Origin of the sequence: Flavobacterium sp. KACC 22761, from assembly GCF_034058155.1 — a bacterium.
Lineage (GTDB): Bacteria > Bacteroidota > Bacteroidia > Flavobacteriales > Flavobacteriaceae > Flavobacterium.
Genome location: NZ_CP139148.1, coordinates 1,439,154 through 1,451,638 on the forward strand (window position 1 = coordinate 1,439,154; position 12,485 = coordinate 1,451,638).

General features: G+C 36.7%; 8 protein-coding genes and 1 pseudogene. 3 read left to right on the top strand and 6 right to left on the bottom strand.

The features are described from left to right. Positions 1 to 10: 10 nt before the first annotated feature. The 6 genes and pseudogenes from SCB73_RS06360 to SCB73_RS06385 form a co-directional block, all read right to left on the bottom strand. On the bottom strand, positions 11 to 241 hold the full coding sequence (locus SCB73_RS06360; RefSeq protein ID WP_320569244.1) for a ferredoxin: 231 nt from the start codon (positions 239 to 241) through the stop codon (positions 11 to 13). Next, on the bottom strand, positions 241 to 1,482 hold the full coding sequence (locus SCB73_RS06365) for a peptidase U32 family protein (RefSeq protein WP_320569245.1): 1,242 nt from the start codon (positions 1,480 to 1,482) through the stop codon (positions 241 to 243). The genes SCB73_RS06360 and SCB73_RS06365 overlap by 1 nt, the downstream gene beginning before the upstream one ends. Positions 1,483 to 1,780: 298 nt before the next feature. Continuing rightward, positions 1,781 to 2,212: pseudogene (gene tnpA / locus SCB73_RS06370) on the bottom strand (IS200/IS605 family transposase). Between the two features lie 22 nt (positions 2,213 to 2,234). Beyond that, complete coding sequence (gene trhO, locus SCB73_RS06375) at positions 2,235 to 3,593, bottom strand: oxygen-dependent tRNA uridine(34) hydroxylase TrhO (RefSeq protein ID WP_320569246.1); 1,359 nt, start codon at positions 3,591 to 3,593, stop codon at positions 2,235 to 2,237. A gap of 174 nt (positions 3,594 to 3,767) precedes the next feature. Further along, positions 3,768 to 5,447, bottom strand: coding sequence for a SulP family inorganic anion transporter (locus SCB73_RS06380; RefSeq protein WP_320569247.1), 1,680 nt, complete (start codon positions 5,445 to 5,447; stop codon positions 3,768 to 3,770). Between the two features lie 19 nt (positions 5,448 to 5,466). Further along, positions 5,467 to 6,429 carry a polyphosphate kinase 2 family protein gene (locus tag SCB73_RS06385; protein ID WP_320569248.1) on the bottom strand — a complete coding sequence of 321 codons (963 nt, stop codon included), beginning with the start codon at positions 6,427 to 6,429 and terminating at the stop codon, positions 5,467 to 5,469. A 249-nt stretch (positions 6,430 to 6,678) separates the two neighbouring features. Here SCB73_RS06385 and SCB73_RS06390 point away from each other — a divergent pair, with 249 nt between their 5' ends. The 3 genes from SCB73_RS06390 to SCB73_RS06400 are packed head-to-tail and all read left to right on the top strand — an operon-like array spanning position 6,679 to position 12,378. Beyond that, positions 6,679 to 7,824, top strand: coding sequence for an efflux RND transporter periplasmic adaptor subunit (locus tag SCB73_RS06390; RefSeq protein WP_320569249.1), 1,146 nt, complete (start codon positions 6,679 to 6,681; stop codon positions 7,822 to 7,824). A 20-nt stretch (positions 7,825 to 7,844) separates the two neighbouring features. Continuing rightward, positions 7,845 to 11,018 carry an efflux RND transporter permease subunit gene (locus SCB73_RS06395; RefSeq protein WP_320569250.1) on the top strand — a complete coding sequence of 1,058 codons (3,174 nt, stop codon included), beginning with the start codon at positions 7,845 to 7,847 and terminating at the stop codon, positions 11,016 to 11,018. Beyond that, complete coding sequence (locus SCB73_RS06400) at positions 11,011 to 12,378, top strand: efflux transporter outer membrane subunit (RefSeq protein ID WP_320569251.1); 1,368 nt, start codon at positions 11,011 to 11,013, stop codon at positions 12,376 to 12,378. The genes SCB73_RS06395 and SCB73_RS06400 overlap by 8 nt, the downstream gene beginning before the upstream one ends. Positions 12,379 to 12,485: the final 107 nt, after the last annotated feature.

Genomic DNA, 12,485 nt, shown 5'->3' on the forward strand with positions numbered 1-12,485 from the left:
AATACTATTCCTAAGTCTCTTTAACCGTAATAATTTTCACTGGACAAGCTTTTGCTGCCAGTTCGCAACTTTCCGTAATGGAATGATTTGGAGATTTCAGCGTAAAAAATCCTTTTGCATTTTGCGAATGAATGAGAACCGATTTCCCGTCTTTTTTTGACATCTGAAAATGCACTGGATCCATTTCCACACAATAATTACAGCCAATACATTTATCTCTTTGTAAAGTAACGATAACCATTATGCCTCAACAATTTTGTATAATTTGTCCGACATTCTGATTCTGAATGGTAATTTGAAACTACAGTCATCCCCTTTTGTGGCTTTTTCACCAGCAATGTCATTCACAAACATTTCATCAACAATCATTTCCTGAGCGCCTGTACTTGGGCCTGTCACTAAAATTTTATCTCCGATTTTAATATCATAAGCTTCAATCTTAAATTGCCCAACCGCAGCTTTTGGAAAATAGTGAGTTCCTTTTCCAACATAAACCTTTTTCTGAGTCGCTGCAGATCCTGGAATATCGCTCCACTCGCCCAATTCTTGCCCCAAATAATATCCTGACCAGAATCCGCGATTGTAAACTTTTTCTAAAGCTTTCATCCAATCTGACGTTTTTTCTTTTGAAAAAGTTCCATTGTAATACGCGTCGATAGCTTCACGATAGGTTTTGGTTACTGTTGCCACATATTCTGGCGCACGGCCTCGACCTTCGATTTTTAAAACTTTAATTCCAGAATCGATAACCTGATCTAAGAAATCGAGTGTACACAAATCTTTAGGCGACATCATATATTCATTATCCAATTCAATTTCAAAACCTGTTTCCTGATCGATAACGGTATATTTTTTTCGGCAGTTTTGTTTGCAAGCACCACGATTCGCTGATGAATTATGCGAATGCAAGCTCAAATAACATTTTCCTGAAACTGCCATACACAAAGCGCCGTGGCCAAAGATTTCGATTTCAACTAAATTTCCGTTTGGTCCTTTGATCTGTTCTTTCTCAATTTGATCCGTAATATTCTTTACTTGGCGTAAGCTTAATTCTCGGCTTAAAACCATTGTATCTGCAAACAAACTGTAGAATTTTATGGTTTCAATATTCGTTACATTCAATTGGGTTGAAATATGAACTTCCATTCCTATCGATCTTGCCATAGCGATTACAGCTTGATCCGAAGCTATTACTGCTGTAATATTGGCTTCTTTGGCTTTTGTCAATAATGTTTTTACAACCGATAAATCATGATCGTAAATAATAGTGTTTAAAGTCAGATAGCTTCGAACGTTTTTGGCTTCGCAACGAATGGCAATTTCTTTTAAATCGTCAATCGTAAAATTCACCGTTGAACGCGCACGCATATTAAGCTGTTCAACTCCAAAATATACTGAATCACAGCCATTGTCTAAAGCAGCCTGAAGCGACTCAAAATCTCCAGCTGGAGACATAAGTTCGATTGTATTGTTAATTGTCATTTTTGATTCTATTATTTCAATGAAATGATTTTTCAATCAGTCATCTAACAATTGACAAAAATAATGTGGGTGTAGATTAGATTCCTATGATTTATATCATAGTTTATGTTTTAAAAATTTTTGTTGTAGCCCAATCCTAAATCATTTGCTATCTCCATAATTGTAAGGCAATCTTTATCAAATATAGCCCACGGTTTCAACCGTGGGAACACAATGGGCATCCTTAACGTTACGCAACAATACGTTTCCCACGGTTGAAACCGTGGGCTATGTTCTATATTGTGATATTTTTATCGATTTAATTTCCTAACCCATGCAGTTTTACAAATTCATCAAATTCATCTTCTCCATTTTTCTTAAGATGATGTTGCTTTTGTTTTTTAATATAATTGTAAACAGCATCCAACTGAGATTCGCTTACTGCAAAAGCCGCATAACCCTTTTGCCATGCGAATTTTTCAAGAATTAGATTTTCTCCATTTATACAATGAGATGAAACTCCTTTCGCTTGACGAATTACATCCGAAATAGATTTTTGGGGATTCAATAAAAATAAAACATGTACATGATCAGGCATTCCGTTTATGATTCTAACAGGACAACCCAATTCAATTAACTCATTGTGAATATAATCGTGTACCTTTTTTTCAATTCAAAAGTCAATTAATTCCTTTCGGTTTTTAGTTGACCAAATGGTGTGAATCCATAATTTGGCAAAAGAATGTGACATTGTAAAGTAGCGTTAAAAAGCGCTAATTTACAATTTTATACAATTTATCTGACAAACGAATACGAAATGGAACCTCAAAAGTAACCTTATCACCAACTTTTGCAGATTGAGTTTCCGCTCCATTAACAATGATTCTGTCTAAAACCAATTCCTGATCTCCAGTAGTCGGACCAGAAATTAGGATTTTATCACCAACGTTTAATTCGTGATTTTCAACGGTAAATTGTCCAACTTGAGCTTTTACATAATAATGCTCTGCTTTTCCAAGAAGTACTTTTTTTACTTTTATTTTCTGACGAATATCCGCTGGCTTTTGCGCTGTAGCCAAAGCAGCTTCTGGTAATTCGCCTGAATGTTTGAATTTCAAGTTTTCCGATTTTCCTTTTCTGAATACTTTGTTTCCAACTTGTTTTCCAGTTCTTAAACGAACTTGGTCAACTAATGGCATGTGGATGATTTCTAGACATTCTGTAGAACAGCAGTTTTCCATTGTTGCTTTACATTCATCACACTGAATGAATAATAAATGACAACCATCATTTTCACAATTTGTATGATTATCACAAGGTTTTCCGCATTGGTGACATTGTGAAATGATATCATCTGTGATTCTTTCACCAAGACGATTATCAAATACGAAGTTTTTACCAATGAACTTACTTTCTAAACCTTCTTCTTTCAATTGTTTTGCGTAATTAATAATGCCGCCTTCTAACTGATAAACGTTTTTGAAACCTTGGTGTTTAAAATAAGCACTCGCTTTTTCACAACGAATACCTCCGGTACAATACATTACCAGATTTTTATCGTCTTTGTGATCTTTAAGCTGCTCGTTGATAATTGGCAAACTCTCTCTGAAAGTTTCAACATCCGGAGTAATCGCACCTTTGAAATGTCCAACTTCACTTTCGTAGTGATTTCTAAAATCTACAACAATTGTGTTTGGATCATCAAGGATTTCATTGAATTCTTTGGCTTTCAAGTGAACGCCTATATTAGTAACATCAAAAGTATCATCGTTTAATCCATCGGCAACAATTTTGTGTCTAACTTTGATTGTCAATTTTAAAAATGAATGATCGTCTTGTTCTACAGCAACATTCAATCGTATGCCTTTCATGAAATCATAAGCTTCAAGGGTTTCTCTAAAAGCTTCAAAATTTTCGGCAGGAATACTCATTTGAGCATTTATTCCTTCATTGGCAACATAAATTCGGCCTAATGCATCAAGGGCATTCCAGGCAATAAATAAATCGTTACGAAATTTTTGTGGGTCTTGAATTTTGGCATACGCATAGAAAGACAACGTTAGTCGTTGTTGTCCTGCATCATCGATCATGATAGCTCTTTCTTCTGCGCTCAAAGTGTTATACAGTTGCATGCTATAAACAGTTTTAAGTTAAGAATATATGGTTTTTTTTTTAGATTTTTCTCTAAATCTGCGGCAAAAATAGGGTTTATTTTGAGATTAAAAATGATCTTGCCCTAATTATCTGATTTTTTTAACAACTTCTAAAAAAAACAAACTAATCAACAATATTCTTTTTAAATAAAATCAGAATTTATTTTCCGTTTCAGAAGCACGAACCACTAAGTCATCAACCGAGACAGAACGGCTTATGTGTCCCATAAAAGATTCAAAATCCTCTGCTCTCAGGCTGTCGCGAACTTCAGAACGTGCTTCGGCTATTTTGAGCGTAATATTTTTGGCATTTAAATCAAAAAACAAATGTTTCAAGAAACGTGTTCCAGCAATATCAACACGAGGAGATGAATTAAGATCTAATATTACTGTTTTTAATGAATGTGGTTCGGTATATATTTTTTTCCAAATTTTTTCTTTGATATATTCGGCATTAAAATAAAATATAGACGATTCAATCCTTACGATCAATACGTTTTCAATTTTTTCATTATCCGGATGTCTTTCTAAATCGGTATAAAGTTTTGTTCCAGATACTCTGCCTAAAAAAGCCACGTTTGGTTTTGAAGCGGCTTTCAGCAAAAGCAGTAAAGTAAACATTGCCGCCAACAATACACCTGTCAAAATTCCCCAAATGAGCACTCCTAGAAGCGCAATCATTGCTACGGTAAATTCCTGTTTGTCTCTTTTGTAGAGATATTTCATTTCTTTTAAATCAAAAAGACCTCGGATGGCCACCAAAACGATTGAAGCCAAGACCACAGTTGGCAGATTTTGAAGATATCCCGTTAAAAACAAAAGACAAATTGCAATTGTAGCCGAAGAAAATAAAAGAGACAAAGGACTTTTTGCGCCAGCAGTATCATTTACAGCCGATTGTGACAATCCGCCAGCAACAGGATAACCTTGACCTAATGCAACTGTTGCGTTGGCAACTCCAAGTGCTAAAAGTTCTTGGCGCGGGTCGATAACATATCCATTTTTTTGTGCCAATGTTCTTCCCGCAGAAACGCTTTCAATATAAGACAATAAAAAACAGGCCATAGCAAGAAGCAATACTCCATCGACATCCCGAATCATTATTGACGGTAAATGAAATTCTGGAAGTCCTGTTGGAATCACGCCAACCGTTTTGAAACCACTATACTTTAATGATGTTGTCGAAACAAGCACAATCGACAAAATAACTATTAAAATTGCTATTGGTCGGCCGGGGGCTAGTTTCTCTCCAATAATTAATAGTATTATAGCTGTAATACCAAAGATGAAAACGGTACTATTAAGATCTGGAATTTGCCGAAATAGCACAATAATTCGTTCCAGAAAATTGTCGCCACCGCCTTCTACACCAAATAATTTAGGCAATTGAGTCATCCCAATTGTTATGGCAGCACCAGCTTTGAATCCCAGCAAAACCGTTTCACTTATGAAATTTATGATGCCACTTAATTTTAAAATATAGGCAATGATTGCCATTACAGCAAAAACTAATGCGGTGAGCGAAGCAATTTCAGACCATCGTTGCACATCACCTTTGGCCATAGTCGCGATTGTAGTTCCAATCAACAAGGAAATTGCTGATGTTGGCCCTATTGCAAGCTGCTTGCTGGTTCCTAAAAAAGCATAAAATATTCCTCCCAAAAGGTAGCCATAAATTCCAAATTGTGGTGGTAATCCTGCCAGCGTTGCATATGCTAGTGAAACCGGAATTCCATAGGCGGCAAGTGTCACTCCTGCCACAAAATCGCTTTTAAGGTTTTTTGATTTATACTCTTTGATCCAGCCCGTAATGGGCACAAGTTTCGAAATCATCATTTAATAATGATAAGAATTAATCTTTTTCGGCTAATAAGGCTTTTTTAACCTCAATTAGTTCTGCAAGTTTTTCTTCGCTTACTTTTGGATATTCTAAATCCATTTCGTCTAAAGCATGAATAATTGCAGATGCAATTGCAATTCGGGCATAATATTTATCATCTGCAGGAATAACATACCAAGGTGATTTTTTTGTTGAGGTATTTTTGATCAGTTCTTCATAAGCAAACATATAATCATTCCAATATCCTCTTTCTTTGGCATCGGCGGCACTGAATTTCCAGTTTTTATCGGGATTGTCAACGCGCTCTATGAACCTGTTTTTCTGTTCTTCTTTAGAAACATTCAGAAAAAATTTGATTACTATAGTTCCGTTTCTATTCAAATATTTTTCAAAGTTTCGAATGTCTTCAAAGCGGTTTTCCCAAATATTTTCCTTTATCAATTTTTCTGGAATTTTTTGACTTCTTAAAATCTGTTCATGCACACGAACTACCAAAACTTCTTCATAATACGAACGGTTAAAAATTCCGATACGGCCTCTTTCCGGCAAATGTTTTTGGCATCGCCATAAAAAATCATGATCCAATTCTTCGGAACTTGGCGCTTTAAAAGATGAAACCTGACAGCCTTGCGGATTTATCCCAGACATAACATGTTTGATTGCGCCATCTTTTCCCGCCGCATCCATTGCCTGAAAAATAATCAGCACCGACCATTTATCCTGGGCATAAAGAGTCTCTTGCATCGCAGCCAATGCTTTTACACCCATTTGCAAAGTTTCTTTAATCCCAGATTTTGATTCATTTCCAGAATAAGAAGTTGGCTTGCCTTTTAGCGTAAAATCTTTATCATCTCCAACACAAAACTCCTCCGAAAACTTCTTTGCACGATGAAGCAACTCCTTTTTGCTTAATGCTTTTAAACTATCTGGAACGGCATCTAAATTATCCTGATTTTTTTTATTTTTTTTTGACATAAACGAACAATATTTAAGATTTTGAATTTTGACAACAAAAAAGGGTTCTTACAAAACATGCATTTTAACGACAATTTGTGTCTTTTTGTCGGTTTTTTAGCTACTGAATATCAATTAACTATAAATTTAATAAAAAATCAAATTGAAAATAATATTTAAAAAATTAATTAAAAAAATGTTAACTTAGCTTAGGATTTATTTGGTTTTAAGTTAGTTAAGTTTTAATAGAATTTTAAAAAATTTGAAAAAATGAACAAAATTTACTCCCCAGCAATTTTCTTACTTTTTTTATTGTTTTCCTGCAAAAAAGAAGCCCCACCGCAGCCAAAGCCATTAGAAATTTCAGTCACCACCGTATTACAGCAGGATGTTAAAATTGAATCTGAATACACGGGACAAACTTTTGGTCAATCAGACATTCAAATTAATCCTCGAGTCGATGGCATTATCGAAAGTGTGAATTTTAAAGAAGGAAGCTTTGTTACGAAAGGACAATTGTTGTACACTATTGATCCTTTGCCTTATAAAGCAAAACTTAATCAAGCCGAAGGAAATGCCGCTGAATCACAAGCGCGTTTGTCAAAAACCAAATCCGATCTGGACATGATTACTCCTCTTGCTAAAATGAATGCAGTCAGCCAGAGAGAATTGGTTTCGGCCAAATCTGCCTACACGGCTTCCATTGCCCAAATCAAAGCATCAGATGCATCTGTTCAAAATGCTAAAATCGAGTTGGGTTATTGCCGAATCGTGGCTCCAATTTCTGGTTTAATCGGAATCTCAAAAGTTAGAGTTGGCGATTATGTTCGACCGGGAGCTGTTTCTATTTTGAATACCATTTCTGATTTAGGAGATGTAAGAGTTCGTTTCACCATGAGCGAGCAGGAGTTTCTTCGTTTATACAGAGAATTCAACAAACCAAATTCTGCTTTAAAAGGCTCTGGAGCATCAGTTACTTTAAAATTGTCAGACGGTTCTATATATCCTCAAACAGGAAAAGTAAGTTTTACCGACAGACAAATAGATCCAGCAACTGGTGCCATCACATTTGAAGCTGCATTTCCAAATCCTGACAAATTGCTACGTCCAGGGCAATATGCAAAAATTGCACTCCTTACTGACATTCGCAAAGATGCAATCGTAATTCCACAACGTGCTGTTATCGAAGTACAAGGAATTTATCAAGTTTATGTTTTAGGAAATGACAATAAAGTCCAGATGCAAATTGTAAAACCAGGTCCGGCGGTTCAAAACGGATATATCATTGAAGAAGGTTTAAAACCAGGCGATAAGATAGCCATGGGAGGAACATCATTATTAAAAAACGGAAGCGTTATTACACCTAAAGTTGTGCAATGGCAATTGGGTGACACTGAATCTGCAGTTACTAAATAATAATCTATATACATAGTATTATGGGAGAATTTTTCGTTCGAAGACCAATCGTTGCTATCGTTATCAGTATTATTATTGTAATACTTGGACTGCTAGCTTTACAAAAAACACCAATTTCACAATATCCAGATATCAATCCTCCTGTTGTAAAAATTACTACATCATTCACAGGAGCAAATGCGCTCAATGTTGAGCAAGCTGTTGCTACTCCAATTGAACAAAAAGTAAATGGTGTTGAAAATATGTTGTACATGAAATCCATCAACACTTCTGATGGTGCCTGTACGATTGAGGTAACTTTTGATGTGGGAACCAATTTGGATAATGCCAATATGCTTACCCAAAACAGACAAAACCAATCGGCTCCTTTTATGCCTTCGAGCGTAAAACAACAAGGGGTTGTGGTAAAAAAATCGTTGTCGTTTCCAATGATGCTGTTCACAGTTACATCAACCAATCCAAAATATGACGCTAAGTTTTTGAACAACTATGCTAGTATTAACATTGTGGATCAATTGGCTCGTATCAAAGGAGTTGGAGAAGTTACCCTTTTTGGAGGAAGTGATTATTCGATGAGAATTTGGCTAAAAGCCGATATGATGAGCAAACTTGGCGTCACTGTCGAAGATGTCAAAAATGCACTTAATGCTCAGAATATGATCAGTCCCGGAGGGAAATTTGGAGCAGAACCAGCGCCACCAAATACTGAATTCACTTATGGTGTAACACTTCAAGATCGTTTAGTCACAGAAAAAGAATTTGGAAACATCGTAGTTCGAAGCAAACAAGACGGTGCTCAGGTTTTGATGGGTGATATTGCCCGAATTGAATTAGGAACTGAAAACTACAGTTCTACCGCAAGACGAAACAGTTCGCCAAGTGCCGTTGTTGCTTTGTACCAAATGCCTGGAAGTAATGCTCTTGAAGTTGCAGAAAATGCAAAAGCCACAATGAAGCTTTTATCTGAAAAGTTTCCTAAAGATATCGAATATCAGGAATCTTTAGATACAACTTTAGCAATTACTGCCGGTGTTGACGACATTGTACATACGCTTTTTGAAGCCATTATATTAGTAATTTTAGTGGTTTTCATTTTTCTTCAAAACTGGCGCGCTACTTTAATCCCGTTAATTACAGTTCCCGTTTCGCTTATTGGAACCATTGCTGTGTTCCCAATGCTGGGATTTTCCATCAATACACTTTCGCTTTTAGGATTAGTATTGGCAATCGGAATTGTGGTCGATGATGCTATCGTGGTTGTTGAGGCCGTTATTCATCATATCGAACACGGAAAAACTCCGAAAGAAGCGACAGTTCAAGCGATGCGGGAAGTATCTGGACCCGTAATCGCAATTGCCTTAATTTTATGTGCTGTATTTATTCCGGTTGCCATGACTCCGGGAATTACTGGACGATTTTATCAGCAGTTTGCCATAACCATTGCCGTCTCGGTTGCGTTCTCTGCTTTTAGCGCACTTTCTTTGAGTCCCGCGCTCTGTGCCATGTTGCTAAAACCAACTAAACCAATTGAGGAACAGACTGGCTGGCTGGCCAAATTTTTCGCGGGATTCAACCGAATCTTCGAAAAAGTCACTGGAAAATATATCAACGGAGCTACATTTTTTGCCAAAAAAGCAATGCGCATCGTTTTATTGCTTGCTGTAATATTAGTTGCTATTGTTTTCTTAGGAAAGAAAATTCCGTTAGGATTTATTCCTGAAGAAGATCAAGGTTATGTTTTAGTAAATATTGCATTGCCTCCTGCGTCGTCATTACAGCGTACAGATGAAATTTCGAAAAAGGTGGACAGTTTCCTTAAAGAAGAAAAATCGATTCTGTCCTATACAACTATAAACGGATTTAGTATGCTTACGAACTCCTATCAGCCAAACAATGCTTTCATTTTCATCTCATTAAAACCTTGGGAAGACAGAGCCGAAACTGCCAAACAATTTGTTGATAGACTAAACATAAAACTTGCAACTCAAATTACGACTGCAACCTGTTTTTCATTTGGTCCACCGGCAATTCAAGGTTTAGGAGCTTCGGCAGGTTTCAGTTTAATGCTGCAAGACAGAGGTGGAAATACTCCACAATATTTGGCCGAGCAAACACAAGCATTTATCGCGGCCGCACAACAGCGCCCAGAAATAAAACGAATTTATACCACTTTTAATGCTGGTACACCGCAAGTAAAATTAGATATTGACAATGATAAAGCCATGAAATTAGGTATTCCAGTTTCAAAAGTTACAGAAGCTTTAGGAGCATTTTTAGGAGGAAGTTATGTAAATGACTTCAACCGTTTTGGTCGTCAGTATAAAGTTTACCTGCAAGGTGAAGCCGCTGATCGTGTGAGGCCGGAAGATTTAAATCTGATTTATGTAAAAAATAATGCTGGCGACATGTTGCCCGTTTCCACATTGGTTACGGCAACAAAAGTTACTGGTCCCGACTTTACCAATCGTTTAAATTTATTCCGATCTGCAGAAATTGGAGGAAGCCCAAATGATGGTTATAGTAGTGCACAAGCCTTGACTGCACTCGAAGAAGTTGCTAAACAGACTTTGCCTGCTGATATGAGTTTTGATTACATCAACTTATCTTATCAGGAAAAACATTCACCTGGAGGAAGTTCTGTATTTATTATGGCATTGGTGTTTGTATTCTTGATTCTTGCGGCGCAATATGAAAGCTGGAAACTGCCTTTCAGCGTATTGCTTGGAGCTCCTTTTGCTGTATTTGGTGCCTTTTTAGGATTAATGTTGGCAAGATTTGGAAGTGATGCTTACGTAAATAACGTTTTTGCACAAATTGGACTCGTTTTATTAATCGGACTAGTTGCCAAAAATGCCATTTTGATTGTAGAGTTTGCCAAAGAAGAATACGAAAAAGGGAAACCGCTTTATGAATCGGCTATGGTTGCGGCAAAACTTCGTTTCCGACCGATTTTGATGACGGCATTTGCATTCATTCTTGGGGTTGTTCCTTTATTGACTGCTACTGGCGCGGGTTCTCAAGCTCGTATCGTAATGGGAATGGCGGTATTTAGTGGTATGTTAATCGCGACAGTATTAGGTGTATTAATTGTACCCGGTCTATTTGTAATGATTGAAAACATCGGAAAAAAGAAAGATGAAGCAATCGTATCTGAAGGAAATAATGTGGAATCAAATACTGCAGATCATGATTAAGAGACATAAAATAATCGTTGTTATATTTCTCCTCATACTATTTCCTATTGGCTGTATGGTGGGGCCAAAATATAGCAAACCAGAACAACAAAAGTCAGATTCGTATAAAAACGAAAGAAACTTAGATAGTCTGGCGAACGTAACCAATTTAAAATGGTTTGACCTATTCAATGATGATGTTTTAAAAGACCTCATCAAAAAAGGATTGGAAAATAATTACGATCTAAAAATTGCAGTTTCCAGAATTGATCAGCTTCGTGCACAATTAGGTTATGCTAAAGCCGATTTGTTTCCTTCTTTTCAATACGGAGCAACGATAAACAGCAACGACAAAAACTTTACGCCTTCAACGGCCGGAGCAAGTATGTCGTGGGAACTTGATTTTTGGGGAAAATATCGCCACGAAAATAATGCTGTACAAGCCGAACTTTTAGCTACTGAAGAAGCACGCAAAGTGGTGCTCTCAGATATTGTCAGCAATATTGCGTATGCATATTTTCAAATGCGAAATCTGGATGAACAACTGGAAATTACCAAATCAACACTTGAAACAAGAGAGAAATACTATGAAATCATTAACCAAAGATTTAAAAATGGTTATATCTCTGAAGTTGACAAAGTGCAAATTGAACAACAGGTTGCCATTGCAGAAGCCGCAATTCCTAACATTCAAAGACAAATCACTTATCAAGAAAATACGATTGCGTTGCTAACAGGCCAGCTTCCAACTGAAATTCCTAGAGGGAAAAGTAATACCGAATTGCAGATTGTGAGCGAAATTCCGCTTTCACTTCCATCAGCATTGTTGGAAAACAGACCCGACGTAAAAGCGGCAGAATTAAGATACAAAGCGGCGAATGAAAGAATTGGCGTAGCTCAAGCGATGCGCTTTCCATCTTTAAATCTAGCTGCAATTGCCGGATTTGCAAGTGCTGATTTGAGCAACTTATTTCTAGGAAGTTCTTATTTGCAAAATGCATCGGCAGGAATTGCAGGTCCAATTTTTGCCTTTGGAAAAAACAAAAGAAGAGTTGAAATCAACAGGCAACAAGCGGAACAATTCAAATTCATTTATCAAAAAACTTACATCGGCGCCGTTTCTGAAGTTGAACAATCCATTCAAAACATCAAAACGTATAAAGAAGAATGGAAAGCCCGCGACAGACAAGTTAAAGCCGCCTTGATAAACTTTAATCTCTCTCGCGAAAGATACGACAGTGGCTATGTTTCGTACCTAGAAGTTTTAGACGTAGAAACCAACTTGTTTAATGCCCAATTAAGCCTTGCTCAATTAACCGAAAGACAATTAAGCTCCATGGTTGAATTGTACAAAGCGCTTGGCGGGGGATGGAATCTCTAAGATGCTAAGTTGCTGAGATGCTAAGTTTTTTCTAAACGTAAACGTATAAAACAACAAAAAGCACTATTTTCATAGTGCTTTTTGTCTTAAATTTTTGTACTGCGAAT

What these genes read in the sequence shown, in the direction of transcription:
- SCB73_RS06390 (WP_320569249.1), top strand. Translation starts at nt 6,679, where the DNA reads ATGAACAAAATTTACTCCCCAGCAATTTTCTTACTTTTTTTATTGTTT.
- SCB73_RS06385 (WP_320569248.1), bottom strand. Translation starts at nt 6,429, where the DNA reads ATGTCAAAAAAAAATAAAAAAAATCAGGATAATTTAGATGCCGTTCCA.
- SCB73_RS06360 (WP_320569244.1), bottom strand. Translation starts at nt 241, where the DNA reads ATGGTTATCGTTACTTTACAAAGAGATAAATGTATTGGCTGTAATTAT.
- SCB73_RS06380 (WP_320569247.1), bottom strand. Translation starts at nt 5,447, where the DNA reads ATGATTTCGAAACTTGTGCCCATTACGGGCTGGATCAAAGAGTATAAA.
- SCB73_RS06400 (WP_320569251.1), top strand. Translation starts at nt 11,011, where the DNA reads ATGATTAAGAGACATAAAATAATCGTTGTTATATTTCTCCTCATACTA.
- trhO (WP_320569246.1), bottom strand. Translation starts at nt 3,593, where the DNA reads ATGCAACTGTATAACACTTTGAGCGCAGAAGAAAGAGCTATCATGATC.
- SCB73_RS06365 (WP_320569245.1), bottom strand. Translation starts at nt 1,482, where the DNA reads ATGACAATTAACAATACAATCGAACTTATGTCTCCAGCTGGAGATTTT.
- SCB73_RS06395 (WP_320569250.1), top strand. Translation starts at nt 7,845, where the DNA reads ATGGGAGAATTTTTCGTTCGAAGACCAATCGTTGCTATCGTTATCAGT.